The following is a 26,666-nucleotide window of genomic DNA, read 5'->3' as shown; positions in this document are numbered from 1 at the left end:
CCATGATCTGCGATTCCGTATGACGCAGGATCGCCCGGACACTGCTGCCCGCCGTCGAACGGGCTATGGCCTGAAAACATTGCTGACCGGAACGATTCTGGTGCTGTTCATGGCGCTGATCCTGACACTTGTTCTGGACGTCAGGCGGCAATTGCAACGTCTTGACTCGGCGGCCTCCGAAGCCGCGCTCTGGGCATTGACACAGGCCGAGCTTGAGGCCAGTCGCCTTGAAGTGACGACAATGAGGGCCGCCAAAGACCCATCGCTTCCCTTGGATGAAGTGCGTGTCCGGTTCGATATCTTCTACAGTCGCACCGAAGTCTTGAAGGCCAGTCCCAGCTACGAGGCGCTGAGATATGTTTCGCCGACCCAAGAGGCCCTGATCGCACTTGAAAGTTTTTTTGAAAGCTGGGTTCCGATCATCGACGGCCCGGACGACGCCCTGCGCGCAAAGCTTCCCGAATTGGCCGAGAGCGCAAACAAGATGCGCTTGCAAACTCGTGTCCTGTCGCTCGACGGGATCACCAACAATGCCGTCAAAAGCGCCGCGCAACGCAATAGCGTCTCGCGCACATTGTTCAGGATCGCCTGGCTGACAATCGTTCTTGTGACGGTCCTGCTGGTCTTGCTGGTTACCCTCGTCAGGCTGGCCCGGTTGCGTGAAAGGCAATCCCGCCGAAACCGGGAAATCAGCCGCCGGATGGAAACCATTATCGCCACCGCGATCGACGCCGTTATCGTCGTCAACCGCGAGGGCCGGATCGTCGATTACAATGGCGCTGCGGAATGTATCTTTGGCTATCCGCGCGCAGTCGCCATTGGCGCCGACATGGCAGAATTGATCATACCCAAGAAGTATCGCTCTGCGCATTTTGAGGGGATGGCCCGCCACCTCAAAAACTCCGCCACGCGCAGGGTCAACCGCGAAGTGTCACAGTTTGAAGCGGTTCGCAAAGACGGCACCCTTTTCCCAATCGAAATCTCGCGTTCCAGCGCCATGACCCCGCAGGGTGAATTGTTCGTGGCCTTCATCCGCGACATCTCGGACCGGTTGGCCGCAGAAACCGAGTTGCGCAGCGCTCGCGACCGCGCAATTGCTGGCGAGAAATCCAAGGCTCAGCTTCTGGCCGTCATGAGTCACGAGATGCGCACCCCGCTCAACGGCATTCTTGGCACGCTGGATTTGATGGGCCTGAAAGGCTTTGACCCGCGTCAGGCGCGCTATCTGGGCATTGTCCGCAAATCCGCGAACATGTTGCTGGATCAGGTCAACAGCGTGTTGGACATCTCACGGCTTGATGCCAACAAGATGCAAATCGACAAACGCCGCTTTGATCTTGTGAGCCTTGTCAACGAGGTCATCGACAGCCAGTTGGGCGCCGCGGCCACGCAAGGCAACACGCTTGGTCTTGCTCCTCCCAGCCCACTGCTGCACGACGTTTACACCGACCCCGAGCGTTTGCGGCAGGTGCTGCTGAACCTGCTGAGCAACGCAATCAAATTCACCCAGAACGGCCGCATCAAGATTGAGATCGACTGTGAAAACGGACTGGACGAGGTCGAAATTCGGGTAATTGACAGCGGCATTGGCATTGACGAAGAGGATCTTGACCGGATTTTTGGCGATTTTGTCACCGTCGATACGTCCTATCAACGGCGCACCATGGGCACGGGGCTATGACTGGGTATTTCAAGGCGGTTGGCAAAGGCGCTTGGCGGAGAACTGGGCGCCGAAAGTGAGCCCGGCGATGGCAGCGTCTTTTGGTTGCGCCTGCCCCTTGCTCCGCCAGCAGGTCGTGCCCGCCTGGAGGACAGCGCCGAAACCAACGTGAAAGCCCGGCAAAGCGCCATTGATCCGCTGAATGTGCTGATCGTCGAAGACAATGCCGTCAACCGCCTGATCCTGAGGCGGATGTTGGAAAGCGACGGGCACCACGTGACCGAGGCCTTTGACGGCGTCGAAGGGGTGGAAACTGCCGAGGCGAAGGCTTTTGACATCATACTAATGGACATCTCCATGCCGGGCATGGATGGGCTGACCGCCACACGCAATATTCGCAACGGCGGCGGGCCGAACGCAAAAACGCCGATGATCGCCACCACGGCCCATGCCCTTCCCGATGAGCTTGAAGCTTTTTGCCGTGCCGGAATGTGCGAGGCCCTCGTGAAGCCGATCTCACGGGACGCATTGCGGGGCGTGCTGCACGCAGCAATCAATGAAGCCGCGCCCGACCACATTCGGGTCACTCCTTCGTCGTGTAGCAACGTGATTCTTGACGCCGACCATCTGCGCGCCCTGCAAGACAGCCTTTCCGAGGATCGCTTCCAAGCCACGCTGCACAGCTTTGCCGATGAAATGAACGCCCTCCTGTCGCCCGGCGCCCCGATGCCCGACCATGACACCCTGAGCCTCGAGGCGCACAGGTTGGCAGGTTCGGCGGGGGTGGTCGGCGCGATGCAGCTGACACGCCGCCTTCAAGACATTGAATGGCAAAGCGAGGTCGCAACACCTCAGACGCTGGATCAGTTGATGGACGAGGCGCGCGGCTGCTGGCGCGAAACCCGAATGGCCCTGAAGGATGCAGGCCTTCTGGTGGACGAGATGCCGACGAATTAGCGCTTTTGCATGTCCGCGCGCCGTGGTCTATTTCCTAACCATGCGGCTAGGATATGTGCGATGACCAACACTCTTTATGACCACTTGCTTGGCGCTCAGGCGGACAATCCGGCGCCCTTCCTGCACCTGCCGGATGGCACACGGATCAGCTATGCGCAGTTCACCCAAAGAGTCGCGCAATTCGCCGGAGCAGCCCGCATGTCGGGGCTTCACCCCGGAGACCGGCTGGCGCTTCAGGTCGAAAAATCCGCCGACGCGCTGGCGCTGATTTTCGGCTGCATTCAAGCGGGCATCGTGTTCTTGCCACTGAACACCGGCTATACCGCCGATGAAATTGCCTATTTCGTTGAAAACAGTGGCGCGCGCCTACTGGTCTGCGATCCGGCCAAGGCTGATGCGCTGACCCCTGTCGCATTGCAGGCGGGCGCAACACTCCAGACACTGGGGGCGAACGGGGATGGCACGCTTGCACGCCTTGCCGACACCCTGCCCGGCCACTTCGCGACCGAGCCGCGCGGGCCGGACGATCTGGCCGCGTTTCTGTATACCTCGGGCACCACCGGGCGCTCCAAGGGCGCGATGCTGACGCAGAACAACCTGCTGTCCAACGCGCTGACATTGGTTGACCACTGGCGGTTTGACAGCTCGGACGTGCTGCTGCACGCGCTGCCGATCTTTCACACGCACGGGCTGTTTGTAGCCACGAATGTGATCCTCGCCGCCGGGGCGTCGATGGTGTTCTTCCCGAAACTGGACCCAAAGGCCCTGCTGGACTGGATGCCGCGCGCGACCACATTGATGGGGGTTCCGACCTTCTACACCCGGCTTCTGGACGAGCCCGGTTTTGACCGCACCGCCAGCGCCAATATGCGGCTGTTCATCTCGGGCTCGGCGCCTTTGCTGGCCGAAACCCACCGCCAGTTCGAGGCCCGCACCGGTCACCGCATCCTTGAACGCTATGGCATGACCGAAACCAATATGAACACCTCCAACCCCTACGACGGCGAGCGCCGTGCGGGGACTGTCGGCCTGCCGCTTCCGGGGGTCGAGGTGAAGGTCTGTGACGATCAGGGGCAGGAACTGCCGCGCGACGAGATCGGCATACTCGAAGTGCGCGGCCCCAATGTCTTCAAGGGCTACTGGCAGATGCCGGAAAAGACCGCAGAAGAATTGCGCCCCGATGGTTTCTTCATCACGGGCGATCTGGCGACACAGGGCGCCGACGGCTATGTGACGATTGTCGGGCGCGGCAAGGATCTGGTTATTTCGGGCGGCTACAACATCTATCCAAAGGAAATCGAAAGCCTGCTGGATGATCAGCCGGGGGTTCTGGAAAGCGCGGTCTTTGGCGTCCCGCATCCTGATTTCGGGGAAAGCCCCGTGGCTGTTCTGGTCGCAGAAAAAGAGGCCGCGCCTGATCTGGAGAAGATCACGGCGGCCATCGAAAAATCGCTGGCACGCTTCAAGCATCCCAAGCGGATTATCATGGTGGACGCCCTGCCCCGCAATACCATGGGCAAGGTGCAGAAGAACATCTTACGCGACAGCTTTCAGGATTTGTTCACCGGCTGACTTGCGGTGCCTTCCGGGGTGAGCGGAATGATCTCGCCCACCGACAGCACTGGGGACGCGTCGATTTCCTCGGCGTCGAGCATAGCGGCAACCTTTTCGAGGATAGCCACCATCATGGACTGCTCCCAGTCCTCCATCGCCTCGAACTGTTTGACATAGCGCTGCTGCAAGGCATCCGGCGCGCCCTTCACCTTTTCCCGGCCCAGATCGGTGATCTGAAGGTTGGTTTGCCGACGATCCACTTCTGAGCGCTTGCGTTCAAGCACCCCAAGCTTTTCCAGTTTCTTGATCAGCGCCGAGATGGTGGCCTGCGTCACGCCCATGCGTGTCGCGATCTCGGTCGGGGTGGCATGCCCCTTTTCGGCAACGATCTGCAACACCCGCAGCTGCACGGCCGTCAGCCCCGCTTCATGCGCCAGACGGCGACCATAAAGTTCGGTTGCGCGCATGATGCGGCGGATTGCGACAAGGCTTTCATCTGTACGGTCCATGGGCCACTCCGGACTGGGGAATCCCAATTTACTCCGGGATTGGCTACGGCGACAACCTTGGGTGAAACTTTTCTTACTTTGTATATTCATGATGCAATTTACTTAGCTAAACCTACCAAAAACTTCAAGACGCACCACGATTCACTGACATTTTTTAACTATTTAACTGCCGTTTTGGAAAAATTCAGAAAGATGGAACTATTTATTGCTTAGCTTGTTGAACTAACAGACGCGATGCTTATACTTAGTACAGCGAAGCAATTTACGAGGCGACCAGTGCACACACTTCACGACATCAAGCCGAAAGGCACCGTTACCTTCCGCAAGCCCGTCCGCGAAGACGGCGCGGCCATCTGGCAATTGATCAGCGACTGCAAGCCGCTGGATGAGAACTCGATGTATTGCAACCTGCTGCAGGCCGATCACTTCCGTGACACCTGTGTGGTTGCCGAAATGGACGGCGAGATCGTGGGCTGGGTGTCTGGTTATCTACTGCCCCATGACGAAGACACTCTGTTCGTCTGGCAGGTGGCCGTATCCGAGGCCGCGCGCGGCAAAGGCGTTGGCGGCCGCATGCTGAATGCCCTGCTGGACCGCAAGGAATGTCGCGGTGTCCGCCGTATGCAAACCACCATCACGCGCGACAACGATGCCTCGTGGGCGCTGTTCACCAAGCTGGCCGACAAGCAGGACGCCCTGCTGGACGATCAAGCGCATTTTACCCGCGACACGCATTTCGTGGGTCAGCATGACACCGAACATATGGTGACGATCACTCTGCCCGCTGCGCTGCGCCGCGCGGCCTGATCCACGTCCGCCATTTTCGTCCCGGGCACGCCATTGCGACAGCCCGGGATTCCCTTTTTCGACAGGAGTTTTCTCATGACGACCGATCTGACAATTTACGACCGCCGCGAATCCGAAGCACGCAGCTATTGCCGCAGCTTTCCCACCAGCTTTGACCGGGCCAAGGGCTCGGAGCTGTGGGACTCGGATGGCAACCGCTACATCGACTTTTTGGCTGGCTGTTCCTCGCTGAACTACGGCCACAATGACCCCGACATGCAGGCCGCGCTGATCAAGCACATCCAGGGCGATGGCATCACCCATGCGCTGGACATGCACACCGAAGCGAAGACCGCCTTTCTGACCGCGTTTGAAGAGATCATTCTCAAACCGCGCGATATGGATCACAAGGTGATGATGACTGGCCCGACCGGTACCAATGCCGTCGAAGCCGCGATCAAACTGGCCCGCAAGGTCACTGGCCGCCGCAACGTGATCGCCTTTACCAATGCCTTCCACGGCATGACGATGGGCGCTTTGTCACTGACGGGTAACGCTGGCAAACGCGCTGGCGCCGGCACCGATCTGGATGGTGTGACCCACATGCCATTCGAAGGCTCGCTCGGCGATATCGACACTCTTGAAGTGATCGAAACCATGTTGGGCAACCCATCGTCCGGGATCGACGCCCCCGCCGCGTTCATCTTTGAACCGGTGCAAGGCGAAGGTGGCCTGAACGCCGCCTCTGATGCCTGGATGCAGGGCATTGCCAAGCTGGCCAAGAAACACGGCGCGCTGCTGATTGCCGACGATATTCAGGCAGGGTGCGGTCGCACGGGAACCTTCTTCAGTTTCGAAGCGTCGGGCATCAAGCCCGACCTGATCCCGCTGGCCAAATCCTTTAGCGGGATGGGCCTGCCCTTTGCCGCCCTGCTTGTCAAACCCGAGCTGGATATCTGGAAGCCCGCCGAGCACAACGGCACATTCCGCGGCAACACCCATGCCTTTGTCACCGCCCGCGTGGCGCTGGAAAAGTTCTGGAAAACCGATGACTTCCAGCAAAAACTCACCGAGAAATCGGTGCAGTTGACGAGCGGTCTTCAGGCCGTAGCGGACATGGTTCCCGGCGCGGCCCTCAAAGGCCGCGGGCTGATGCAAGGCGTCGATGTCGGCAGCGGATCGCTTGCAGCAGAGATCTGCGCGCGCTGCTTTGACAAGGGTCTGGTGATCGAAACCTCGGGCGCGCATGACGAAGTCGTCAAGGTGTTGGCTCCGTTGACCACCTCCTCGGCGCTCTTGCGCGAAGGTCTGGTCATCCTTCTGGCAGCCACCGAGGAAGCAACACAACATAAACAGATGGCCGCGGAGTAACACAATGATTGTACGTGACTTCAACAAGATCGTGAAAGACGAACGAGACCGCGTGGTCTCGGACTCGAAATGGACAAGCGTGCGGATGCTGCTGGCCGATGACGGGATGGGCTTTTCCTTCCACATCACCTTTCTCGAAGCGGGCTCTGAACACACCTTCGAATACAAGAACCACTTCGAAAGCGTCTATTGCATGCAGGGCAAGGGGTCGATCACCGACCTCAAGACCGGCGAGACCCATCAGATCACGCCCGGCGTCATGTACGCCCTGAATGAACACGACCGTCACATCCTGCGCGCCGAAGAAGAGCTGGTCATGGCCTGCTGCTTCAACCCGCCTGTGACGGGCAACGAGGTGCACCGCGAGGACGGCTCTTATGCCGCGCCCGACGAGGTCACCGAAAACGCGTAAGCGGACTGAAAAGAGGCCCTGGATGACCTTCAAGAACCACACTGTCGAAAAGATCGGCGGCACGTCGATGAGCCGCGTGAACGAACTGCTGGAACCGCTGTTTCGCGCCTCCAAGCCGGATTACAACCGGATTTTCGTGGTCTCTGCCTTTGGGGGGATCACCGACCTGCTGCTGGAACACAAGAAGTCAGGTGAGCCGGGCGTTTACGCGCATTTTGCTGACGAAACCGAAGATCACGGGTGGCACAGTGCGCTGTCCAGCGTCGAAGCGGCCATGCGCGCTGCACAGGACGAGGTTCTTGGCAACTCCGCGGATCGCGCCGACGCCCGCGACTTCCTGCGCGAACGTATGGAGGGGGCGCGGTCCTGCCTGATCGATCTGCAGCGCCTGTGTTCTTACGGGCACTTCCGCCTGTCCGAGCACATGGGCAAAACCCGCGAACTGCTGTCCGGTCTTGGCGAGGCGCATTCCGCCTTTGTCACCACCCTGCGATTGCGCCGCGCGGGCGTGAATGCGCGCTTTGTCGATCTTTCTGGCTGGCGCGATGATCGCGAAATGTCGCTGGACGAGCGTATTCTTGACGGGCTGTCCGACGTGGATCTGGAAACCGAGATGCCTATTGTCACCGGCTATGCCCAGTGCCGTGAAGGCCTGATGGCCGAATTCGACCGCGGCTATTCCGAGGTGACATTCAGCCAGATCGCTGCCTTGACCAAAGCGCGCGAGGCGATCATCCACAAGGAATTCCACCTCTCCTCCGCCGATCCGAAACTGGTCGGCGCTGAAAACGTGCGCAAGCTGGGTCACACCAACTATGACGTGGCCGACCAACTGGCCAACATGGGGATGGAGGCGATTCACCCCACCGCCGCTAAGGCGCTGCGTCAGGCCGAGGTTCCGCTGCGTGTGACCAACGCCTTTGAACCCGACGATCCGGGCACCCTGATCGACGAAGCCGAAGCTGAAAAGGGCGTGGCCGAAATGGTCACCGGCCTCGAAGTCTATGCGCTGGAACTGTTCGAGCAGGATATGGTGGGCGTAAAAGGCTATGATGCCACAACGCTCGAGCTGCTCAAACGGTTCGATCTGCGCATCGTCTCCAAAACCTCGAACGCCAACACCATCACGCATTACATCGACGCGCCGCTCAGCCGCGTCCGGATGTTGGAGAAAGAGCTTTTGTCACGCTACCCGCAGTCGCAAATCAACGTGCGCGCGGCGGCCATCGTCTCGGTCATCGGGCGTGACCTGCGCGGGCTGCACGTGCTGGAACGCGGGCTTGGCTGCCTGCGCAAGGCGGGCGTCGATGTGGTCAGCGCGCACCAAACCACGCGCACTGTTGACGCGCAGTTTGTCATTCTGCGAGACGACTTTGACTGTGCCGTCAAATCTCTGCACGACACTTTCATGGGCAAGGCTGAAAAACCGCTGAAACAAGCCGCCTGATCTGCAAGATCAGACCTGACCAAATGGGGCGACGCAGAAATGCGCCGCCCCTTTCTTCATTGGTCCAAAAATAGGCGTTATTATACTTGCCGTACCCATGTGGAAATGGGTGTAGGTTATGAATGATCTACATGACCTTGGCTTCAAGTTCGAGTGCTTGAATAAACGCCTTAGCCTTTCCCGCGAAGTGGCGAAGGGCTTTAACGGCAGGTATCTCGAAAATGGGTCCGGATTCGTCAAAGACTACGTCAAGTCCAAGTCTGTACTCGGGTACATCATAAACGTCTCCGGGCAACCTCATGATTTCGCACTCATTTTTCATAGAATCCCAGCGAGGCCGTCGCAATTGGAGAGCGCCAGACTTTCCGTCAGTAGAAAAATCAGCTTTCAAGAGCATAAAGCCAGAGACATTTGGAAGGAATGTGAGGTCAACTGTGTGCTTCCGATTGGCTATTTTGGCGAGTTGTCGAGAAATGTCATCGCCTCCGGTGTAACCTTGACCAGTGCCGTATGGTTGGAGCGCATGGATTATAGGCCGGAGTTTTGGAGGGAACTTAGAAGATCTGCCATTAAGGATTCCTTCTGTTCCGGCTGCGGAGTCGGCCCAAGGGCAATTGACGGACGTATTTCCTGTGAGAATCGCGCCGAAGGCAATGCAGGCGGCGTAAGTAGCTCTGTCGAAGGAGTTCTTGATGCACTGAATAGCATAAAAAGCTTGCTTTTCAGCAGAGTCGGGGATGTCGGCTGTGCTGATAACCTTGACAACAATTTGCCCGCTCTCAAGATCTTTTTGTCTGACTTCTCTCAGTGGGCCATTATCGAAGAAAGACCTGCAGTTAATATCAAATTCGTTGATAGCTTCATTGCCCCATCGAAGAGCTTTGTCAGCTGGGCCGAAATTCGGAGTATTCAATGATCAATCTCGTCGCTTGCCGTTCGGGCAGATCATGCGCTGCATTGCTCGCTCAAATGATTCATCAGCCTCTGTGGGGTTTAGTTCGCCAGCGTCCTCCAGTTCCTTTACCTTTTCGAGGAACCGCTTGTATTGCTTTTGATCGCTCTCGGGCTTCTTTGCCATCATGCACCAATTGTTTCGTAGGTGAGCCGCTTGCCAATAATTCCAGTGAGGGCGATGTCAGCCCGAACGGTATCGCTGATTTCCTTGGCGGAACGGTTGTTGTAGCGGAAGTCAAACTCAGCCGCGTAGCGGTGCAGGTGTTGCTTTCCGCAGTGCTGGTAGATACCCCGCATGCCCCGCTTGAAAATGCTGTAGAAGCCTTCGACGGTGTTGGTGTGAATGTCGCCGCGCCCGTATTCGCCTGCGCCATGGCGCACAAAGTCATGCTCTGCGGATACGTCCTTCGCCATCAGCTTGTACTGGCGATACTCGTCAGTAATCATGCGGGCTTCGCGCGCCATGTTATCGGTTATTACCTTGGACATAGTGGATACGGTAAGGTCGTCAACCACGACAGATTTCGCGTTTTTGGTATCGCGGTCCACAAGGGTCATAATTTTCATCTTGTGAGCACCGCCCCTAGCGGTCTTGGACTTAGTGACGCCAGGTTCCTTGCCAATGAAGGTCTCGTCAATCTCAACAGACCCACCGCCAACACCAAACGGGCCGTTCTCGTTACGCATAGCCTCACGTATTCGATGCGACATGAACCACGCGGTTTTAAGAGTAACACCAAGGGTGCGGTGCAACTGGTTGCTGCTTATGCCCTTCTTGCTGGCACACATCAGGTAGATCGCTTGCAGCCAGATATGCATTGGAACATGACTGCTTTCAAAGATGGTTCCGACCTTAACGGTAAATGGCTTGCGGCACTTGTAGCATTTGTACGCGCCGATACGGGTAGATTTTCCACCCATCTTGGATACGCGCTCATGCTCTCCGCACTTCGGGCAGGTTGCTCCATGCGGCCAGACCCGCGCCTCTACATAATCGTAGGCGGCTTGTTCGTCGTGGAACTCTTTGCGGGACATGATCGACATGGTTTTTCTCCTTACCCTTATAAAATAGGCGTTCGGAGTGGGTACGTCAAGTATAATATCGCCCAAAAATATCCCGGGGTGAATGGCGCCTATGGCGCCAGAGGGGCAGCGCCCCTTACTCGGCCGGTTGGGCAAGTGCCAGCCCGCCAATATTCACCAGCAGATCGACAACTTCATCAACGCCTTTGCCGTGCCTGAGCGATGCAAAGACATAGGGCCGCCCGGCGCGCATCCGCTCTGCATCGCGCTGCATCACCTCAAGGGACGCACCGACATAGGGCGCAAGGTCCGTCTTGTTGATGACCAGCACATCCGAGCGCGTGATCGCAGGACCGCCCTTGCGCGGGATCTCTTCACCCGCAGCCGTGTCGATCACATAGATGGTCACATCCGCCAACTCGGGGCTGAAGGTGGCCGACAGATTGTCGCCGCCGCTTTCGATCAGGATCAGGTCCAGATCGGGAAAGGCCGCGTTCAGTTCGGCAATGGCCGCAAGGTTGATCGAGGCATCCTCGCGGATCGCCGTGTGCGGACAGCCGCCCGTTTCGACCCCCTTGATCCGATCCAGCGGAAGCACCTGACGGCGCATGAGTTCCTCGGCGTCTTCGCGGGTGTAGATGTCATTGGTGACCACAGCCATCGAGACCTTGTCCCGCAAGGCCGCGCAAAGCTGCGCTGTCAGCGTGGTTTTCCCGGCGCCCACAGGGCCGCCTATGCCAACGCGCAAAGGTCCGTTCGGAGATGTCATCCTCTCCCTCCTGATCATGAGCGGAAGATCCGCGAATAAAGTGTTTCATGCCGCTGGCTTTGGATGTCCAGAACCGGGGCAAAGCCGCCGATCTCGTCCAGATCGGCCGAAAGCGCACGGCTTGCCAGTGTCTCGCACAACGGCGCCAGATCGCGGGTGATCCTTTGACCATCCGTCTGCCCCAAGGGCACAAGCCGCACCGCCGCCGAGGTCAGATTGGCGGCAAAGGCCTGTAAATACAGCCGCAGCGCCGAATCCAAAGGCAGGCCCAGCGCGCGCACCGCCGCGCCAATGGCCACCGGGTAAGGCGCCGCTGGAACCTGCAGGCCCCAGACCTCGGACACCGTCGCGGCAAAGGCGCGTCCCTGCTCGATGGTCTCGGCACGCCGTTCTGAACTGGGGCTGAGCGCGGCGGCCAGTTCGGACAAGGCGCTTGGATCACCGCCCTGCCCGGCCTGCGCGCATAGCACCGCGTCCGACCAACCCGCCCCAAACTCCAGAACCGTCGCTACCCAATCCAAAGCCGAGGCCGCGTCTGCGACCTGCCCATCCTGTATCGCCGTCTCAAGACCGTGCGACCATGCAAAGGCCCCCACCGGAAAGGCGGGCGAGAACAGTTGATGCAGCAGCAGGTGCGGATCAGTGCTCATGGTGATGGTTGTTGTGGTCGTGATCGTGGTCGTGGCTATGGGACTGCGCCTGTGGCCCGTGGTTGTGAGAGTGGTCGTGACCATGGGTGCGCCCGTGGCCATAGGCGCCGCCTTCCGGGGTGAAGGGTTCTTCGACTTCGGACACCTGCGCCCCGATCAGCACCAGCATATCGCGGATCACATGATCGCGCTGAATCAAAAGACGCTCGGTTTCGATCTGGCAGGGCGTATGACGGTTGCCTATGTGCCATGCGATGCGCGGAAGATTGGCCCCGCGCACCTCAAGCAAGGGTTCCTGTGCCGCGACCACCTCGATCAGCGCGCCATCGCTCAGCGTGAAGGCGTCGCCATGATCAAGGCTTTCGGTATGGGCCAAATCCACGAGAAAGCCCCTGCCCGCCTCGGTCGTCAGCACCTTGCGGCGCAAGAACCGCTCTTCGTAACTGAGTTGGCAGCGGTCCTGCGCCCCCGTCCAAGACCCTGCGCGCGCAATACTGTGGGACTTTGGCAATGCCGACATTCTGTTTCCTTCCTTGGGGTTCATGCCCCTATTCCATCGCCTCGATAGAAATGTAGCTGTAGGTGTCGTTCCCATCGGGCGACGTGGATTTTGCCAGATAAGACAGACCAAGATCCGGCAACCAATGCAGCAGCTCCACGCTGTTTGTCTCATCAGGCTCAAATCGGAATTCAACCGGGATCATCCGGTAGGCACAGCTTCCAAACCGCACCTGTGTCTCTTGCCCTGAGGTGTAGATATCAGTTTCACCGTAAAGCGCGCCCGCGTCTTTCACCGTAATATTGACCGAGAACACGCCCCCCGGCGCGGGCAAAGGCATATCTCCCGGCGCCATGGGAAAGGCATAGGTCGACCTGGTCTCAAGATCGGGCTGTCCGTCTTTCATCACCAGATATTCTGACAAATACAGGCCGCGTGCCAATAACACGCGCGAGTCCAGAACGCCGCCAACGTAGTAATGCGATGCCACAGTATCCTCGGTGAAGCGCGAGAATTCTTCAGTGTCGCCGCCGGAGGTTGCAAAGCGAATTCCGGTTTTCAGATCGTCACCCGTCGGGCAGGCCGCCATTGCGGCGGCTGGGGCAAGACAAGCGACGAGAAGGGCAAAACGAAACATATATGGTCCTTAAAGTCTGCGTGCAGCGACAGTGCAGGCACAATGCCTTGGCCAGTCAACCCCCACCGCGCGGGCCCCGGTCTGCGGCGTGACGCCCTCAGAACAGAAAGTAGCGCTGCGCCATGGGCAGAACCTCGGCGGGTTCGCAGGTCAGCAATTCGCCATCCGCGCGCACCTCGTAGGTTTCAGGGTTCACTTCCACATGCGGCGTCGCATCGTTCAGCTTGAGATCGCGTTTGCCGATTCCGCGCGTGTTGCGCACCGCCACTGTCTGCTTGGCCAGACCAAGCCGAGCGCCAATCCCTTCGGACTGCGCCGCTTCGGAAACGAATGTCACTGCCGAATGTTCAACCGACCGCCCGTAGGCACCGAACATGGGCCGCGAATAGACCGGCTGCGGCGTCGGGATCGAGGCGTTGGGATCACCCATTTGGGCGCAGACGATGGTTCCAGACATCAGCACCATCTCGGGTTTCACCCCGAACATCGCGGGGGACCAAAGCACAAGATCGGCGCGCTTACCCTCTTCGATGGAGCCGATCTCGTGGCTGATGCCATGGGCAATCGCCGGATTGATGGTGTATTTCGCGATGTAGCGACGCACGCGCATATTGTCGTTGTCGCCGGTTTCCTCCGGCAGGCTGCCGCGCTGTTTCTTCATTTTGTCAGCGGTTTGCCATGTGCGGATAATCACCTCGCCGACGCGGCCCATGGCCTGACTGTCCGACGCGATGATCGAAAAAGCGCCCATGTCGTGCAGGATATCCTCGGCGGCGATTGTCTCGCGCCGGATGCGGCTTTCGGCAAAGGCCACGTCCTCGGGGATGGACTTATCAAGGTGGTGACAGACCATGAGCATGTCGAGATGTTCTTCGAGCGTGTTGACCGTATAGGGCCGCGTCGGGTTCGTGGACGAGGGCAGAACGTGCTGCTCGCCGCAGATCTTGATGATATCCGGCGCATGGCCGCCCCCCGCCCCTTCGGTGTGAAAGGCGTGGATGGTGCGGCCCTTCATGGCCTTGACCGTGTTCTCGACAAAGCCGCTTTCGTTCAGCGTGTCGGTGTGGATCATCACCTGCACGTCCCAGGCATCGGCCACCGACAGACAGCAATCGATGGTGCCGGGGGTCGTGCCCCAATCCTCGTGCAGCTTGAGCGCGCAGGCGCCGCCCCGGATCTGTTCCTCCAAGGCCGCCGGAAGCGAGGCATTTCCCTTGCCAGCAAAAGCAAGGTTCATCGGAAAGGCATCCGCCGCCTGCAACATCCGCCCAAGGTGCCAAGGCCCTGGCGTGCAGGTCGTGGCCAAGGTGCCATGCGCGGGGCCGGTGCCACCGCCGAGCATCGTGGTCAGACCGGAATGCAGGGCATCCTCGATCTGCTGAGGGCAGATGAAATGGATATGGCTATCAAAACCGCCGGCGGTCAGGATGCGCCCCTCGCCTGCGATGGCCTCGGTGCCCGGGCCAACAATGATGTTCACGCCGGGTTGGGTGTCGGGGTTGCCCGCCTTGCCGATCTTGTGGATGCGCCCGTCTTTCAGACCGACATCAGCCTTGTAGATGCCCGTCCAATCGACAATCAGCGCATTGGTGATGACGGTGTCGACAGCGCCCTCGGCCCGTGTCGCCTGTGACTGCCCCATGCCGTCACGGATCACCTTGCCGCCGCCGAATTTGACCTCTTCGCCGTAGATCGCGGCATTGGCTCCGCTGCCCCCGTTTTGGGCCGCGCCAACCGCCTGAGCGGTCAGGTCTGCTTCGACCTCGATAAACAGATCGGTGTCGGCGAGGCGCAGTTTGTCGCCGGTGGTGGGGCCAAACATGGCGGCGTAATCGGCGCGCGAAATCGTTGCGGGCATCTTGGGGCTCCTATTCGGAAAGGTCAGACGGGGACGTCGGAATCGTCCAGATCAGCGGCAGTGGCGGGTGCGATGTGCGGTGTCGAAGGCTTGCGCGGCGTGCGGCCCAAGGCGGCTTTCTTGGCCGCCACTCTGCCCGTCCCACCAAAGACCCCGAGGGCCGCGACAGGATGGGCCCGCCCCACCACCGTCAATTGCTGCGCGACTGCGGCATCCATAAAGACCTGCAAACAGCGCAGGTTTCGTGCCCATACAGCGCCCGAGGTGCGGATCAGTCCGGCAGTGAACGAAAAAGGGGTAAAGGCAAACATGTCAGGTCTTCCTATCTGTGGGTTCGGATGTCAGCGGCGCATCAAACGGCGGTGGTTGGACCGCGCCTTGCGGGCCAGAGGGCGCGTTGCCGCTTCGGCCTGCGCGCTCCAGTCGTCGCCCGCCAGAATGGCATTTTGCCAAGCGATGCCGGCTGCCATAAACGCCGGTTGTTTTTCATGGATCATGCGCCAGCCTTCGCCCTCGGGCGAGGCGCGCAACCCGGCCAGCCCCAAAATCCGCAGATTGATGACGCTTTGCACGTCAATCGCCATGGCGACCCCTGCGCTTGCCGTACGCATCCAGGCCTGCACCATCGAAAGCGGCCACATCACAGATCTCCCATGACTTGCTGATTGAATCCGTAAATCCGCCGCGCGCCCGACATTTCGATCAGCTGAACCTCGCGCTTTTGGCCGGGTTCAAAGCGCACCGCCGTCCCTGCCGCAATGTCCAGCCGTCTGCCCCGCGCCGCCGCGCGGTCAAAGTCCAGCGCCGAGTTGGCCTCGGCAAAGTGATAATGGCTGCCCACCTGCACGGGGCGATCTCCCGTATTGGCCACCATCAAGGTAATCGCCTCGCGTCCGGCGTTCAGCGTCAGCGTGCCTTCTGCCGGGATCATTTCACCGGGGATCACTTCGAAGTCCTCTTGCGCGCCACGGCCAAACCGCCCGCCACAGCCAAAACCGCCAGAGCCGCCACCATCGTCAGCCAACTGGCGCCATCATGCGGGTGCAGATGCGCACCGGAATGCGCCAGAGCGGGCCCGGCGGCCGTCACCGCCCCTGCGGTCAGAACAGATTTCAACATCGTGATCTCCTTCGTAGTTTTACTTCCAGAAACTCAATTCTCAGCGGATCGGCTGATGCACGGTCACCAGTTTGGTGCCGTCAGGAAAAGTGGCTTCGACCTGCACTTCGTGTATCATCTCGGGCACCCCTTCCATGCATTGATCGCGTGTGATGACCTGTGCCCCGGCCTGCATCATATCGGCCACCGTACGGCCATCGCGCGCGCCTTCGACCACTGCGTCCGTAATCAGCGCAATCGCCTCGGGGTGGTTCAGTTTGACGCCGCGCGCCAGCCGTTTGCGGGCCACTTCGGCCGCCATGGCAATCAGCAGTTTGTCTTTTTCTCGGGGAGTCAGGTTCATCTTTTTCGTCTCTTACAGCATCCAGGGTCGGGGAAGGTCGCTCTGCGCGAGGTCTTGCAAAAGCGGCACGAGGGATCTGCGCAACTCATAGCTGTCATAGGCCAGCACGCGCAGGAAGATCAGATCGTCGGTCAGGGCTGACGCGCCCGCCAACGGCGGCAGGCCTTCACGCAGGGTGTCAAGCCGGGCAGCGATGTCCGGCGCTGCGCAAATCACCGAGCCCACGGCAAGTGCGCCCCCTGCAACCGCAGGGCGGGCAAGGGTTTGCGCCGCATCGCCATCCAGCCGAAGGCGGTCGGCAAAGATCAGTGAGCCATCTACCCGAAAGTCGATCCGGTCGCGCAGGTAAAGGTCTTGAACGCTCTCGCCCATCGCCTGACGGCCGAAAATCAGCACTTCGCAGGCCAGCAGCCACGCGTCTTTGGCCAGATCAATGCAAAGGCTCCGATCCAGCGCTGCGCCATCATAAAGGATTGTCTCTTGCGGCAACCATGTCAATGCTGCGCCTGCCTCAGCGGTCAGCTTGGTCTCCACCCGTCCAGGAAGGCCCGGCGCCGCGCGGTAAATCCGTTCGGCCGCCTGAGTCGTCATCCGCAAGGCTGCGCCCGCATCCACCCGCGCCGAAAGCGCAAAGGCATCACCGCCCGTCACACCGCCCGCTGAATTCAGATAGACCGCGTCAAGCGCCGCGCCGCTTCCACGCGGAAACAGCAGCTTGCTGCTTCCAGACATGTGGAGATCGCCAAGAACAGATTTGCTGTCGCGCCGCCGCACCGTCAGATGCGCCTGCCCGCGCGCCCGCTGGGGCGCAATCGCAGCCGAAGCTGCGCGCGATGTCTGGTCATAGGGGATGGCAGCGTCCTCCGGCAGTTGCGCCGAAGTTTCGCCCACCTGAGCGCAGCCTCAAGACATCTAGCCCACCCAGCACGGGTTCCGGCTGGATTCGAAAGGTGAACACAGAGTAAATGCACAAATATTACGCCAAACGCCCGAATACTGTGCGCCTTGAAAACTCAGGCCTCAGGCTTGGGCGGCGCCTGCACCGTATAGCTGCAGCGATCCGGTTTGATGTCCAGCAAGGGCGTGCCGTCCAGACAATCCAGCCCCCGCACGATCAGCACATTTCCCTCGCGCGCGATCAGACGCACGCGGGAGGTTCCAATCGGGTTTGGCCGCAATGGCGAGCGCAGGGAAAAGGTTCCGCGCAAGGCACCATCCGACTTGGGGCTTTGGGTCAGCAGATCGCGCCGCGCCTTGTGCAACCAGTACAGGATCTCCAAAGTCTCGAACCGTTCGATCCCTTCAAGGGCCGGGGTCAGGCGCGGGTCCACTTCAATACGGCACTCGGGTCCATCAAAACTGCCCTGACGGGGGCAATCGTCGCGTGTCAAAAAGGGAGTGTGAATGACGCCAATAAATGAAACCCCTGCGTTTTCAGCCAGTTGCCCGTCCAGTGTGACCTCTCCAGCCCGCACCGCGTCGCCGTGATGTGCCATAGTGAACTACCTTATTCCAAGATCACCCGATGTTCTTGCTGCCCACGCGCCAGCAGGTCGATGACATAGGTCTTGCCCGCGCCAGTCTCACCCTCAGGCGCGCCACCAGCCGCCGAGGTCACAAGCATCCGCATCAACCCCGGGCCACCAAACGCCGGGCAGGTCGTCTGTGTCGCGGGCAGCTTGAACGCCGCCTCAAAGCTTCCGTCCGGGCGATAACAGGCGACACGTCCAGCGCCCCATTGCGCGTTCCAGAAATTGCCCTCGGCATCGACCACCGCACCATCGGGGTTCAACCCTTCGGCTCCCAGATCCAGCCAGACCTGAGGCGCGCCGTCGGGCCAGCCATCGGCGCCCAGCGCCACCTTGCGGATGATCTTGTCGCCAGTGTCGGCAAAATAGGCGTGTCGCCGATCCGGGGTAAAACAGATCGCGTTGGGGATCGAGATGCCGGGATAAAGCTGGCGCAGCTCGCCTTTGTAAAAGCGATAGATCGCGCCGATACCCGGTTCCAGCCCATAGCCCATAGTGCCGATCCAAAAGCCGCCCTGCGGATCAGCGCGCCCGTCGTTGGAGCGGGTGCCGGGGTTGTCGGCCTCAAGATCGACCAGATGGCTTTCCTGCCCGGTCTCAAGATCGAACAGGATCAGGTCACGCGCCGTGGCTATCAGCAGATGGGTTCGATCAACCCAACCGGCAGCCGAGACTTCACGGTCGAACTGCCAATGGCGCTGAACTTTGCCGTCATGCTCGTACAGCTTTCGACCCATGATATCGAACCAGAAAAATGTCTCGCGCTCGGGATGCCACAAAGGCCCCTCACCCAGCTCGCAAATGGTGTCCGACAAAACCTTGGTGCTCATGCACATCCTCCCGCAGCATTGGCCCTAACTGTCCACATCAGCGGCTGAGGAACAAGCCCCGCTCGCAGGTTGCCTTGATAAAGGGCTGGAAACCCGGTGCGATTTACGCTCAACTCGGCTTCGCGACCAAGCAAGGGAGGGCAGCAGCCAGATGACCTGTGTATTCATCCAGATCCGGTGCAAACCCGGCACAGCCTACAGGGTGGCCGGCGATATCGTGCTGCGGGAGATCCATTCCGAGCTTTACTCGACCAGTGGCGAATACGATCTGCTGGTCAAGCTCTACATCCCCGAGGGGGAGGATGTGGGCAAATACATCAACGACAAGCTTCTGGACATCGAGGGAATCGAGCGCACTTTGACGACGCTCACGTTCCGCGCGTTCTGAAAGCGAAAGAATAGTCCTTGGGAGGGAAAACCATGAAATTGAAGACACTTGCGTTGGGAACGGCGCTGGCGGCCTTGGCAACTGTGGCCACGGCCGAGGTCAAGGTCGGCATGATCACCACGCTTTCGGGCGGCGGCGCGGGCCTTGGCATCGACGTGCGCGACGGCTTTATGCTGGCGATCGAACAATCGGGCCGGGACGGTATCGAAGTGATCGTCGAAGACGATCAGCGCAAACCTGACGTGGCGGTGCAATTGGCCGACAAGCTGGTGCAATCGGAAAAGGTCGATGTGCTGACTGGCATCATCTGGTCGAACCTTGCCATGGCGGTGGTGCCCTCGGTGACGGCACAGGGGAAATTCTACCTGTCGCCGAATGCCGGGCCTTCGCAATTGGCCGGGCGCGGTTGCAGCCCCAACTACTTCAATGTGGCATGGCAGAACGACGCCTTTAACGAGGCAGCAGGCGCATGGGCCTCTGAGAATGGCATCGGCAAAGTGTTCCTTCTGGCCCCGAACTACCCAGCGGGCAAGGACATGATCGCCGGCTTCAAGCGCTTCTTCAAAGGCGAGGTCTCCGAAGAGGTTTATACCCAGTTGGGCCAGACCGACTATGCCGCCGAGATCGCACAGGCCAAAGCCTCGGACGCGGATATGATCTATTACTTCCTGCCCGGCGGCATGGGTATTTCCTTCATGAAGCAATACGCGGGCTCTGGTGCGGACAAGCCGGTGATGGGCCCTGCCTTCAGCTTTGATCAGGGCATTCTGGGCGCCATCGGCGAAGCGGCCCTTGGGGTCAAGAACACCTCGCATTGGTCCAAGGATCTGGACGCGCCGGGCAACGCCGAGTTTGTGGCCTCGTTCCAGGAGAAGTACGGCCGCCTGCCCTCGCTTTATGCGGCGCAGGGGTTTGACACCGGGCTTCTGCTCGCCTCAGCCGCTGGCAAGGCAGATGTGAAAGACGCGGACGCCTTCCGGGCCGCATTGGAAGCAGCGGATTTCCAATCGGTGCGCGGGGCGTTCAAGTTTGCGCCCAACCATCACCCGATCCAGAACATCTATATGCGTGAGGTGGTCAAAGAGGGCGATGTGGTGACCAATAAGATCATCGGCACCGCCGCAACGGACCATATGGATGCCTATGGCGCCGAGTGCAAAATGTAAGGACGGCGCGCCCCGGATCTGATCCGGGGCCCCACCCTTGGCCATGAAGTCCCGGATTTGATCCGGGACGAGGAGTGCCCTTGTCCGCGATACTTCTGATCGAACAAGTCCTGAACGGGCTGCAATTCGGCATCATGCTGTTCTTGATGGCGGCAGGTCTGACGCTGATCTTTGGCGTCATGGGGCTGATCAATCTGGCCCATGGATCGCTGTATATGGTCGGTGCGTTTTGCGCTGCGGCCGTTGCTGCGGCCACCGGGTCATTCGTGCTGGGGCTGGCTGCGGCACTTGCCGGGGCTGCGGCTGCCGGTACGGTGATCGAACTGGTGGTGATCCGGCGGCTGTATAATCGCGACCACCTTGATCAGGTGCTGGCCACCTTTGCGCTGATCCTGATCTTTTCCGAAGGTACGCGCTGGCTGTTCGGCTCATTTCCCTTGTATCTGGACGTGCCCGGCGCCCTCTCCGGCCCCGTCACCCTGCCCTTCGGCATCCAGTACCCGGCCTATCGCCTTGCGCTGATCGTCATCGGCCTGATCGTCGCGGCTGGCTTGTTCTGGCTGATCGCCCGCACCCGGCTGGGCATCCGCATCCGCGCAGGCGAAAACGATCGTGAGATGGTCGCCGCGCTTGGTGTCGATATCGACCGCCTTTACACCGTGGTCTTTGCCCTTGGCGCGGCGCTGGCCGGGTTGGCGGGTGCCTTGGTGGGTGCGATTCAATCGGTGCAGGTGGGCATGGGCGAGCCTGTGTTGATCCTCGCCTTTGTCGTTATCGTCATCGGCGGCATCGGCTCTATCAAAGGCGCCCTGATCGGAGCGCTTCTGGTTGGGCTGACAGACACCCTTGGCGGGATCTTTCTGCCTGCTTTCTTCAAACTGTTCATGGCTCCAGCTGCGGCCACCCAGACCGGTGCGTCGCTGGCCTCGATGTCGATCTATATTCTAATGGCCATGGTGCTGATCTGGAAACCCACCGGCCTGTATGGAGCGCGGACATGAACCGCGAAGCCATGGTCAATGCCGCAGTGCTGCTAGGTTTGATTGCGGTCCCTGCTTGGGCCATCATTGCGGATGAGCCCTTTACCATCACCCTAGCCACCCGCGCCGTGATCCTTGCGCTGGCTGCGGTTGGTTTGAACATCGCGCTGGGGATTGGCGGGTTGGTGTCGCTGGGGCACGCCGTGTTTTTCGGGATCGGCGGGTATGCCATGGGGATTCTGGCACACCACGCGCAAAGCTATAGCCCGCTGATGGAATGGCCGTTTCTGATCGAGGGCAGCAAATCCATGCCGGTGATCTGGTTGGTGGCCGTGGTTGCCTCGGCCTTGGCTGCTCTGATCATCGGGCTGTTGTCGCTGCGCACCTCGGGCGTCTATTTCATCATGATTACGTTGGCCTTTGGGCAGATGTTCTTTTTCTTCTCGATCTCATGGGCCGAGTATGGCGGCGAAGACGGGCTGTCTATCTACGTGCGCAACGAATTTCCCGGGTTGAACACCTTGGTGCCCATTCAGTTTTACGGCCTGTGTCTGGCCTTGCTTTGCCTTGTGCTGTTGTTCAACGCTGCGCTGGCCCGGTCGGCCTTTGGGCTTGCTTTGAACGCCGCGCGGCAAGTGCCCGAGCGGGTGCGCGCCGTCGGCCTTGATCCGCTTCGGCTGCGCCTTGTGGCATTCACCATTTCCGGGGCAATCACCGGGCTGGCCGGGGCGCTGTTTGCCGACCTCAACCGTTTTGTCAGCCCGACGATGTTCAGCTGGCAACTGTCCGGCGAGATCATGGTTTTCATCATCATTGGCGGCACTGCGCGGCTGTTCGGCCCGGTGGCGGGGGCTGCCTTGTTTGTCGCGCTTGAGCATTGGCTGGGCGGGCTATCCGACTATTGGCACGTCTTCCTCGGGCTGCTTTTGCTGGTCATCGTGTTGTTCGCAAAGGGCGGGCTGATCGGGCTTTTGGCGGGGCGGAGCAAGGCCCATGACTGACGCCCTTCTCGAAACCCGATCCTTGCGCAAAAGCTTTGGTGCCTTGCAAGCCAGCGACGATGTCTCGATCACCCTGCGCTCCGGCGAAATCCACGCCATCATCGGCCCGAACGGCGCGGGCAAAAGCACCCTGATCGGACAGATCAGCGGCGCCATCACGCCCGATAGCGGTCAGGTCTTCCTGAACGGCGCCGAGGTCACCCAGACTGCGCCTCCGGCGCGCGCCCGTGCCGGGCTTGCACGAACCTTCCAGATCAGCCAGCTGGCGATGGAAGACACGGTGCTGCAAAACGCCTTGCTGGGGGCGCTTGGCGCCAGCGGCAAACCGTGGCGTTTTTTCCGCCCCGTCCTGAATGATCGCGCATTGCGCGACCGGGCCGAGGCGGCGCTGGAGCGCGTGGGTTTGCAAGGTCACATGGCGATGCGGACTGCCGAGCTGTCGCATGGCCAACGGCGGCAGCTTGAGGTCGCCGTAGCGCTGACACTGGAGCCTCGGGTTTTCGTGATGGATGAACCCATGGCGGGGCTTGGCACCGAAGGTTCGGCCAAGCTGACGGAATTGCTGGACGGGCTTAGACATCAGGCGCCGATCCTGCTCGTTGAACACGACATGGACGCGGTATTTGCGCTGGCCGACCGGATCAGCGTTCTGGTCTACGGGCGCGTCATCGCGAGTGGCACAGTCGCGGAAATCCGCGCCAACGCCCAGGTGCGCGATGCCTATCTGGGGGAAGAAGCATGAGCCTTTTGACCCTGCGCAACCTTATTGCCACCTATGGCGCAAGTCAGGCCCTGTTTGGCGTCAGTCTGGACCTGGCCGAAGGCGAAGTCCTGGCGCTGATGGGCCGCAACGGGATGGGCAAGACAACCACGGTGAAATGCATCTGCCGGATGATCGCCTCGAACGGTGGGTTATCGTTCGCCGGGCACGATCTGCAAAGGCTGCCCTCGCACCGCGCCGCGCGGCTTGGCATCGGACTGGTGCCCGAGGGGCGGCGCTGTTTTGCCGATCTGACCGTGACCGAAAACCTGATGGCCACCGCCCGCCCCGGTCCTTGGACCGAACAAAGCGTCGGGGCGTTGTTCCCGCGTCTGGGCGAGCGCGCGGATCAGGTGGCGCGCAGCCTGTCAGGGGGCGAGCAACAAATGCTGGCGATTGGCCGGGCGCTGATGACCAATCCGCGCCTGCTGATCCTCGATGAGGCGACCGAGGGGCTGGCCCCCATCGTGCGGCAGGAAATCTGGACCGCCGTGGGCAAGTTGAAACACGAGACAGGCATGGCCTTGCTGATCATCGACAAATCGCTGAAAGAGCTGGGGCAGGTTTGCGACCGTGCGGTGATCCTTGAACGCGGGCGTTCGGTCTGGGAAGGACAGATGGATCAGATCACACCGGACATCGCGCACAACCTTCTGGGGGTTTGACGCGTTTGGGGGCCTGACCTGCCCGCCGCGCTGTGGAACATACCATTTTCGATATCCAAATCAGCCGTATTGAAATTTGAATGATATGCCCGGCCCCTGCTATGTCCAATTGCAGGAACCAAGGGGGGTATCATGACATTCAAACCGGCACAGTGGCCGCGCAAGCTGCGTAGCCAGGAATGGTACGGCGGCACGAGCCGCGACGTGATCTATCACCGCGGCTGGTTGAAGAACCAAGGTTACCCGGAAGATCTGTTCGACGGTCGCCCGATCATTGGCGTGTTGAACACATGGTCTGACCTAACCCCCTGCAATGGCCACCTGCGCGAACTGGCTGAAAAGGTGAAGGCCGGCATCTGGGAGGCAGGTGGCTTTCCGGTCGAAGTGCCGGTGTTCTCGGCTTCGGAAAACACCTTCCGGCCTACGGCGATGATGTTCCGCAATCTGGCCGCCCTGTCCATAGAAGAGCAGATCAGAGGCCAGCCAATGGACGGCTGCGTGCTGATGGTCGGCTGCGACAAGACCACGCCCAGCCTTTTGATGGCTGCCGCCTCTTGCGATTTGCCCTCGATTGTCGTGACCGGTGGTCCGATGCTGAACGGGTGGTTTCAGGGTGAACGGGTTGGCGCAGGCACGCACTTGTGGCGTTTTTCCGAGGCTGTGAAAGCCGGGGAAATGACGCAGGACGAATTCCTTGATGCCGAGGCGGCGGTCACGCGCTCCAGCGGCACCTGCAACACCATGGGAACGGCCTCGAGCATGGCGTCGATGGCCGAAGCGCTTGGCATGGCCCTGTCCGGCAATGCCGCGATCCCGGCGGTGGACAGCCGCCGCCGCGTCATGGCGCAGCTATCCGGGCGGCGCATTGTGCAGATGGTCAAGGATGACCTGAAACCCTCGGACATTCTGACCCGTGAAGCCTTTGAAAACGCCATTCGCTGCAATGGCGCGGTGGGCGGTTCGACCAACACCGTGGTGCACCTGCTGGCCATCGCCGGACGGACCGGCGTCGATATCACGCTGGACGACTGGGACCGTTGCGGCCGCGATGTGGCGACGATCCTGAACCTCCAGCCGTCGGGCGAATACCTGATGGAGGAGTTCTTTTACGCGGGCGGCTTGCCGGTTGTTCTCAAACGCCTTGGCGAGGCCGGAAAACTGCACAAGGACGCCCTGACTGTTTCGGGCGATACCGTCTGGAACGAGGTCAAAGACGCGAAAAACTGGAACGAGGATGTGATCCTCCCGGTGGACAAACCGCTGACCAAGCAGGGCGGAATTGCCGTGCTCAAGGGCAACCTTGCCCCCAAGGGCGCCGTGCTCAAACCCTCTGCCGCGACGCCGGAATTGATGCAACACAAGGGCCGCGCCGTCGTCTTCGAGGATATCGACGACTACAAGGCCAAGATCAATGATGACGATCTGGACATCGACGAGACCTGCATCATGGTGCTGAAGAATTGCGGACCCAAGGGCTATCCCGGCATGTCCGAGGTCGGCAACATGGGCCTGCCGCCGAAAGTGCTGAAAAAGGGCATCAAGGACATGATCCGCATCTCGGATGCGCGCATGTCCGGCACCGCCTATGGCACGGTGATCCTGCACACCTCGCCCGAGGCAGCTGCCGGTGGGCCTTTGGCCGTGGTCCGCAATGGCGACATGATCGAGGTCGATGTGCCCGCGCGCCGGTTGCATCTGGACATTTCGGATGCCGAGCTTGAGGCACGTCTGGCCGAGTGGACCCCCAGCCACGACCGTGCTGACTCGGGCTATGCCTGGCTGCATCAGGCCCATGTCGAGGGCGCCGATACCGGCGCCGATCTGGACTTTCTCAAAGGCTGCCGCGGGGCACCGGTCGGAAAGGACTCGCATTGATGAAGATCGCAATTATCGGCGTGGGCAAGATCGCGCTGGACCAACACGTGCCTGCCATTTCAGGCAGCGCGGATTGGGAACTGGCGGCGACCTGTTCGCGCCATGGCACAGTAGATGGCGTCGAGGCTTTCACAGACTTCGACGCCATGCTGGAGGCGCGGCCTGACATTCGCGTTGTCTCGCTTTGTATGCCGCCGGTGCCGCGCTTTGACTATGCTCGCACGGCAGTTGCCGCCGGACGGCACGTGATGCTGGAAAAGCCCCCCGGCGCCTCGATTGCGGAATGTCACGCGCTTGAAAGGCTGGCACGCGCGCAGGGTGTCAGCTTGTTCGCCACGTGGCATTCGCGCTGCGCCGACAAGGTCGGTGCCGCCAAGGCCTGGCTGGCGGATAAGACCGTGACGCGCGCCCATATCACATGGCGCGAAAGCGTGCGCAAATGGCACCCCGGACAGGACTGGGTCTTTGAACCCGGCGGCATGGGGGTCTTTGATCCCGGCATCAACGCCCTGTCGATCCTGACGGAAATCCTGCCTGCCCCGGTTCACCTGACCAGCGCAACGCTTGAATACCCCGCGAACCGCCAGACGCCCATTGCCGCGCAGCTTGTCTTTACCGGCAACACCAGCGCGGAATTCGACTGGCGCGAGGAAGAGCGCGACATCTGGGATATCGAGATCGAAACCGAGGCAGGCAAGCTGTCGCTTCATGAGGGCGGCGCGCGCATGGTGGTCAATGGCGTCACCGCCAGTACCGAGGAAGACGCGCCCTTGTCCGGCGAATACCCCCGCCTTTACGCGCAGATGGCCGAGCTGGTTCAGGCTGGAGCCATCGACATGGACTTGTCGCCGCTGATCCACGTGGCCGATGCCCATCTATTGGGACGACGCGAGGTCGTCGCCCCCTTTGACTTCTGAGGAGAGA

General features: G+C 60.3%; 32 protein-coding genes. 16 read left to right on the top strand and 16 right to left on the bottom strand.

Annotated elements, in window-relative coordinates; translation table 11 throughout:
* The first annotated feature begins 19 nt into the window (after window positions 1-19).
* The 3 genes from ACOYQJ_RS17790 to ACOYQJ_RS17780 are packed head-to-tail and all read left to right on the top strand — an operon-like array spanning window position 20 to window position 4,189.
* On the top strand, window positions 20-1,681 hold the full coding sequence (locus ACOYQJ_RS17790) for a PAS domain-containing sensor histidine kinase (RefSeq protein ID WP_422907346.1): 1,662 nt from the start codon (window positions 20-22) through the stop codon (window positions 1,679-1,681).
* A gap of 18 nt (window positions 1,682-1,699) precedes the next feature.
* The gene (locus tag ACOYQJ_RS17785; RefSeq protein ID WP_422907345.1) at window positions 1,700-2,617 is read left to right on the top strand and encodes a response regulator; all 918 of its coding nucleotides are present in this window, start codon (window positions 1,700-1,702) and stop codon (window positions 2,615-2,617) included.
* A gap of 60 nt (window positions 2,618-2,677) precedes the next feature.
* The gene (locus ACOYQJ_RS17780) at window positions 2,678-4,189 is read left to right on the top strand and encodes a malonate--CoA ligase (RefSeq protein WP_422907344.1); all 1,512 of its coding nucleotides are present in this window, start codon (window positions 2,678-2,680) and stop codon (window positions 4,187-4,189) included.
* Here ACOYQJ_RS17780 and ACOYQJ_RS17775 read toward each other — a convergent pair.
* On the bottom strand, window positions 4,168-4,680 hold the full coding sequence (locus ACOYQJ_RS17775) for a MarR family winged helix-turn-helix transcriptional regulator (protein WP_422907343.1): 513 nt from the start codon (window positions 4,678-4,680) through the stop codon (window positions 4,168-4,170). The genes ACOYQJ_RS17780 and ACOYQJ_RS17775 overlap by 22 nt on opposite strands.
* Before the next feature lie 276 nt (window positions 4,681-4,956).
* Between ACOYQJ_RS17775 and ectA the strand changes: the two genes are divergently transcribed.
* The 5 genes from ectA (at window position 4,957) to ACOYQJ_RS17750 (ending at window position 9,612) form a co-directional block, all read left to right on the top strand.
* Complete coding sequence (ectA, locus tag ACOYQJ_RS17770; RefSeq protein ID WP_422907342.1) at window positions 4,957-5,487, top strand: diaminobutyrate acetyltransferase; 531 nt, start codon at window positions 4,957-4,959, stop codon at window positions 5,485-5,487.
* A gap of 75 nt (window positions 5,488-5,562) precedes the next feature.
* Window positions 5,563-6,837, top strand: coding sequence for a diaminobutyrate--2-oxoglutarate transaminase (ectB, locus tag ACOYQJ_RS17765; protein WP_422907341.1), 1,275 nt, complete (start codon window positions 5,563-5,565; stop codon window positions 6,835-6,837).
* Window positions 6,838-6,841: 4 nt separating this feature from the next.
* A complete protein-coding gene (locus ACOYQJ_RS17760; RefSeq protein ID WP_422907340.1) occupies window positions 6,842-7,249 on the top strand; it encodes an ectoine synthase in 408 nt (135 codons plus the stop codon).
* Window positions 7,250-7,271: 22 nt separating this feature from the next.
* Entirely contained in the window at window positions 7,272-8,696 is a 1,425-nt protein-coding gene (locus ACOYQJ_RS17755; RefSeq protein WP_422907339.1) for an aspartate kinase, read from the top strand.
* A gap of 118 nt (window positions 8,697-8,814) precedes the next feature.
* Entirely contained in the window at window positions 8,815-9,612 is a 798-nt protein-coding gene (locus tag ACOYQJ_RS17750) for a hypothetical protein (RefSeq protein ID WP_422907338.1), read from the top strand.
* Here the strand turns inward: ACOYQJ_RS17750 and ACOYQJ_RS17745 are convergent, their stop codons facing one another.
* From ACOYQJ_RS17745 to ACOYQJ_RS17675, 15 genes are all read right to left on the bottom strand, one after another.
* Window positions 9,613-9,777: a hypothetical protein gene (locus ACOYQJ_RS17745; protein ID WP_422907337.1), complete on the bottom strand. Its 165-nt coding sequence runs from the start codon at window positions 9,775-9,777 to the stop codon at window positions 9,613-9,615. It abuts the gene before it with no gap.
* Window positions 9,774-10,694, bottom strand: coding sequence for an IS1595 family transposase (locus tag ACOYQJ_RS17740; protein WP_422907336.1), 921 nt, complete (start codon window positions 10,692-10,694; stop codon window positions 9,774-9,776). Before ACOYQJ_RS17740 ends, ACOYQJ_RS17745 begins: the two co-directional genes overlap by 4 nt.
* A gap of 115 nt (window positions 10,695-10,809) precedes the next feature.
* Window positions 10,810-11,442: an urease accessory protein UreG gene (ureG, locus tag ACOYQJ_RS17735; RefSeq protein ID WP_422907335.1), complete on the bottom strand. Its 633-nt coding sequence runs from the start codon at window positions 11,440-11,442 to the stop codon at window positions 10,810-10,812.
* A 14-nt stretch (window positions 11,443-11,456) separates the two neighbouring features.
* The gene (locus ACOYQJ_RS17730) at window positions 11,457-12,092 is read right to left on the bottom strand and encodes an urease accessory protein UreF (protein ID WP_422907334.1); all 636 of its coding nucleotides are present in this window, start codon (window positions 12,090-12,092) and stop codon (window positions 11,457-11,459) included.
* On the bottom strand, window positions 12,082-12,612 hold the full coding sequence (ureE, locus tag ACOYQJ_RS17725) for an urease accessory protein UreE (protein ID WP_422907333.1): 531 nt from the start codon (window positions 12,610-12,612) through the stop codon (window positions 12,082-12,084). Before ureE ends, ACOYQJ_RS17730 begins: the two co-directional genes overlap by 11 nt.
* 28 nt (window positions 12,613-12,640) lie before the next feature.
* Window positions 12,641-13,228: a hypothetical protein gene (locus tag ACOYQJ_RS17720; RefSeq protein WP_422907332.1), complete on the bottom strand. Its 588-nt coding sequence runs from the start codon at window positions 13,226-13,228 to the stop codon at window positions 12,641-12,643.
* Window positions 13,229-13,325: 97 nt separating this feature from the next.
* Window positions 13,326-15,086 carry an urease subunit alpha gene (ureC, locus tag ACOYQJ_RS17715; protein WP_422907331.1) on the bottom strand — a complete coding sequence of 587 codons (1,761 nt, stop codon included), beginning with the start codon at window positions 15,084-15,086 and terminating at the stop codon, window positions 13,326-13,328.
* Between the two features lie 23 nt (window positions 15,087-15,109).
* Window positions 15,110-15,397, bottom strand: coding sequence for a hypothetical protein (locus tag ACOYQJ_RS17710; protein WP_422907330.1), 288 nt, complete (start codon window positions 15,395-15,397; stop codon window positions 15,110-15,112).
* A 30-nt stretch (window positions 15,398-15,427) separates the two neighbouring features.
* Window positions 15,428-15,727 (bottom strand): antifreeze protein, encoded by a 300-nt coding sequence (locus tag ACOYQJ_RS17705; protein WP_422907329.1) that lies wholly within the window; start codon window positions 15,725-15,727, stop codon window positions 15,428-15,430.
* Window positions 15,727-16,032 carry an urease subunit beta gene (locus ACOYQJ_RS17700; RefSeq protein ID WP_422907328.1) on the bottom strand — a complete coding sequence of 102 codons (306 nt, stop codon included), beginning with the start codon at window positions 16,030-16,032 and terminating at the stop codon, window positions 15,727-15,729. The genes ACOYQJ_RS17705 and ACOYQJ_RS17700 overlap by 1 nt, the downstream gene beginning before the upstream one ends.
* The gene (locus tag ACOYQJ_RS17695) at window positions 16,029-16,205 is read right to left on the bottom strand and encodes a hypothetical protein (RefSeq protein WP_422907327.1); all 177 of its coding nucleotides are present in this window, start codon (window positions 16,203-16,205) and stop codon (window positions 16,029-16,031) included. The genes ACOYQJ_RS17700 and ACOYQJ_RS17695 overlap by 4 nt, the downstream gene beginning before the upstream one ends.
* 40 nt (window positions 16,206-16,245) lie before the next feature.
* On the bottom strand, window positions 16,246-16,548 hold the full coding sequence (locus ACOYQJ_RS17690) for an urease subunit gamma (RefSeq protein WP_422907326.1): 303 nt from the start codon (window positions 16,546-16,548) through the stop codon (window positions 16,246-16,248).
* A 12-nt stretch (window positions 16,549-16,560) separates the two neighbouring features.
* Window positions 16,561-17,439, bottom strand: a complete 879-nt coding sequence (locus ACOYQJ_RS17685; RefSeq protein WP_422907325.1) for an urease accessory protein UreD — start codon at window positions 17,437-17,439, stop codon at window positions 16,561-16,563.
* 122 nt (window positions 17,440-17,561) lie between these two features.
* A complete protein-coding gene (tsaA, locus tag ACOYQJ_RS17680) occupies window positions 17,562-18,044 on the bottom strand; it encodes a tRNA (N6-threonylcarbamoyladenosine(37)-N6)-methyltransferase TrmO (protein WP_422907324.1) in 483 nt (160 codons plus the stop codon).
* A gap of 11 nt (window positions 18,045-18,055) precedes the next feature.
* Window positions 18,056-18,907 (bottom strand): SMP-30/gluconolactonase/LRE family protein, encoded by an 852-nt coding sequence (locus tag ACOYQJ_RS17675; RefSeq protein WP_422907323.1) that lies wholly within the window; start codon window positions 18,905-18,907, stop codon window positions 18,056-18,058.
* Window positions 18,908-19,058: 151 nt separating this feature from the next.
* On the opposite strand from ACOYQJ_RS17675, the gene ACOYQJ_RS17670 reads away from it, so the two are divergent.
* The 8 genes from ACOYQJ_RS17670 (at window position 19,059) to ACOYQJ_RS17635 (ending at window position 26,659) form a co-directional block, all read left to right on the top strand.
* Window positions 19,059-19,295, top strand: coding sequence for an Lrp/AsnC ligand binding domain-containing protein (locus ACOYQJ_RS17670; RefSeq protein ID WP_422907322.1), 237 nt, complete (start codon window positions 19,059-19,061; stop codon window positions 19,293-19,295).
* Between the two features lie 32 nt (window positions 19,296-19,327).
* Window positions 19,328-20,461, top strand: a complete 1,134-nt coding sequence (locus ACOYQJ_RS17665; RefSeq protein WP_422907321.1) for an ABC transporter substrate-binding protein — start codon at window positions 19,328-19,330, stop codon at window positions 20,459-20,461.
* Window positions 20,462-20,541: 80 nt separating this feature from the next.
* Entirely contained in the window at window positions 20,542-21,462 is a 921-nt protein-coding gene (locus ACOYQJ_RS17660) for a branched-chain amino acid ABC transporter permease (protein WP_422907320.1), read from the top strand.
* Window positions 21,459-22,442 (top strand): branched-chain amino acid ABC transporter permease, encoded by a 984-nt coding sequence (locus ACOYQJ_RS17655; RefSeq protein WP_422907319.1) that lies wholly within the window; start codon window positions 21,459-21,461, stop codon window positions 22,440-22,442. The genes ACOYQJ_RS17660 and ACOYQJ_RS17655 overlap by 4 nt, the downstream gene beginning before the upstream one ends.
* On the top strand, window positions 22,435-23,184 hold the full coding sequence (locus tag ACOYQJ_RS17650; protein WP_422907318.1) for an ABC transporter ATP-binding protein: 750 nt from the start codon (window positions 22,435-22,437) through the stop codon (window positions 23,182-23,184). Before ACOYQJ_RS17655 ends, ACOYQJ_RS17650 begins: the two co-directional genes overlap by 8 nt.
* Window positions 23,181-23,867 (top strand): ABC transporter ATP-binding protein, encoded by a 687-nt coding sequence (locus ACOYQJ_RS17645; protein WP_422907317.1) that lies wholly within the window; start codon window positions 23,181-23,183, stop codon window positions 23,865-23,867. Before ACOYQJ_RS17650 ends, ACOYQJ_RS17645 begins: the two co-directional genes overlap by 4 nt.
* A 132-nt stretch (window positions 23,868-23,999) precedes the next feature.
* Window positions 24,000-25,742: an L-arabinonate dehydratase gene (gene araD / locus ACOYQJ_RS17640; protein WP_422907316.1), complete on the top strand. Its 1,743-nt coding sequence runs from the start codon at window positions 24,000-24,002 to the stop codon at window positions 25,740-25,742.
* Window positions 25,742-26,659: a Gfo/Idh/MocA family protein gene (locus tag ACOYQJ_RS17635; RefSeq protein WP_422907315.1), complete on the top strand. Its 918-nt coding sequence runs from the start codon at window positions 25,742-25,744 to the stop codon at window positions 26,657-26,659. Before araD ends, ACOYQJ_RS17635 begins: the two co-directional genes overlap by 1 nt.
* Window positions 26,660-26,666: the final 7 nt, after the last annotated feature.

It is taken from the genome of Pacificoceanicola algae, from assembly GCF_049341065.1.
Lineage (GTDB): Bacteria > Pseudomonadota > Alphaproteobacteria > Rhodobacterales > Rhodobacteraceae > Pacificoceanicola.
Note: the sequence above shows the minus strand (reverse complement) of the source record. Positions and strands in the feature narration are given on the sequence as shown.

Excerpts from the sequence above, each read along its gene's own strand:
- ACOYQJ_RS17690 (WP_422907326.1), bottom strand. The coding sequence starts at position 16,548 with ATGAACCTGACTCCCCGAGAAAAAGACAAACTGCTGATTGCCATGGCG.
- ACOYQJ_RS17750 (WP_422907338.1), top strand. The coding sequence starts at position 8,815 with ATGAATGATCTACATGACCTTGGCTTCAAGTTCGAGTGCTTGAATAAA.
- ACOYQJ_RS17740 (WP_422907336.1), bottom strand. The coding sequence starts at position 10,694 with ATGTCGATCATGTCCCGCAAAGAGTTCCACGACGAACAAGCCGCCTAC.
- ACOYQJ_RS17710 (WP_422907330.1), bottom strand. The coding sequence starts at position 15,397 with ATGTTTGCCTTTACCCCTTTTTCGTTCACTGCCGGACTGATCCGCACC.
- ACOYQJ_RS17760 (WP_422907340.1), top strand. The coding sequence starts at position 6,842 with ATGATTGTACGTGACTTCAACAAGATCGTGAAAGACGAACGAGACCGC.
- ACOYQJ_RS17655 (WP_422907319.1), top strand. The coding sequence starts at position 21,459 with ATGAACCGCGAAGCCATGGTCAATGCCGCAGTGCTGCTAGGTTTGATT.
- ACOYQJ_RS17670 (WP_422907322.1), top strand. The coding sequence starts at position 19,059 with ATGACCTGTGTATTCATCCAGATCCGGTGCAAACCCGGCACAGCCTAC.
- ureE (WP_422907333.1), bottom strand. The coding sequence starts at position 12,612 with ATGTCGGCATTGCCAAAGTCCCACAGTATTGCGCGCGCAGGGTCTTGG.
- ACOYQJ_RS17650 (WP_422907318.1), top strand. The coding sequence starts at position 22,435 with ATGACTGACGCCCTTCTCGAAACCCGATCCTTGCGCAAAAGCTTTGGT.
- ACOYQJ_RS17720 (WP_422907332.1), bottom strand. The coding sequence starts at position 13,228 with ATGTTTCGTTTTGCCCTTCTCGTCGCTTGTCTTGCCCCAGCCGCCGCA.
- ACOYQJ_RS17705 (WP_422907329.1), bottom strand. The coding sequence starts at position 15,727 with ATGTGGCCGCTTTCGATGGTGCAGGCCTGGATGCGTACGGCAAGCGCA.
- ACOYQJ_RS17675 (WP_422907323.1), bottom strand. The coding sequence starts at position 18,907 with ATGAGCACCAAGGTTTTGTCGGACACCATTTGCGAGCTGGGTGAGGGG.
- ACOYQJ_RS17730 (WP_422907334.1), bottom strand. The coding sequence starts at position 12,092 with ATGAGCACTGATCCGCACCTGCTGCTGCATCAACTGTTCTCGCCCGCC.
- ACOYQJ_RS17635 (WP_422907315.1), top strand. The coding sequence starts at position 25,742 with ATGAAGATCGCAATTATCGGCGTGGGCAAGATCGCGCTGGACCAACAC.
- ureC (WP_422907331.1), bottom strand. The coding sequence starts at position 15,086 with ATGCCCGCAACGATTTCGCGCGCCGATTACGCCGCCATGTTTGGCCCC.
- ACOYQJ_RS17790 (WP_422907346.1), top strand. The coding sequence starts at position 20 with ATGACGCAGGATCGCCCGGACACTGCTGCCCGCCGTCGAACGGGCTAT.
- ACOYQJ_RS17645 (WP_422907317.1), top strand. The coding sequence starts at position 23,181 with ATGAGCCTTTTGACCCTGCGCAACCTTATTGCCACCTATGGCGCAAGT.
- tsaA (WP_422907324.1), bottom strand. The coding sequence starts at position 18,044 with ATGGCACATCACGGCGACGCGGTGCGGGCTGGAGAGGTCACACTGGAC.
- ureG (WP_422907335.1), bottom strand. The coding sequence starts at position 11,442 with ATGACATCTCCGAACGGACCTTTGCGCGTTGGCATAGGCGGCCCTGTG.
- ectB (WP_422907341.1), top strand. The coding sequence starts at position 5,563 with ATGACGACCGATCTGACAATTTACGACCGCCGCGAATCCGAAGCACGC.
- ACOYQJ_RS17755 (WP_422907339.1), top strand. The coding sequence starts at position 7,272 with ATGACCTTCAAGAACCACACTGTCGAAAAGATCGGCGGCACGTCGATG.
- araD (WP_422907316.1), top strand. The coding sequence starts at position 24,000 with ATGACATTCAAACCGGCACAGTGGCCGCGCAAGCTGCGTAGCCAGGAA.
- ACOYQJ_RS17665 (WP_422907321.1), top strand. The coding sequence starts at position 19,328 with ATGAAATTGAAGACACTTGCGTTGGGAACGGCGCTGGCGGCCTTGGCA.
- ACOYQJ_RS17780 (WP_422907344.1), top strand. The coding sequence starts at position 2,678 with ATGACCAACACTCTTTATGACCACTTGCTTGGCGCTCAGGCGGACAAT.
- ACOYQJ_RS17695 (WP_422907327.1), bottom strand. The coding sequence starts at position 16,205 with ATGTTGAAATCTGTTCTGACCGCAGGGGCGGTGACGGCCGCCGGGCCC.
- ACOYQJ_RS17745 (WP_422907337.1), bottom strand. The coding sequence starts at position 9,777 with ATGATGGCAAAGAAGCCCGAGAGCGATCAAAAGCAATACAAGCGGTTC.
- ACOYQJ_RS17775 (WP_422907343.1), bottom strand. The coding sequence starts at position 4,680 with ATGGACCGTACAGATGAAAGCCTTGTCGCAATCCGCCGCATCATGCGC.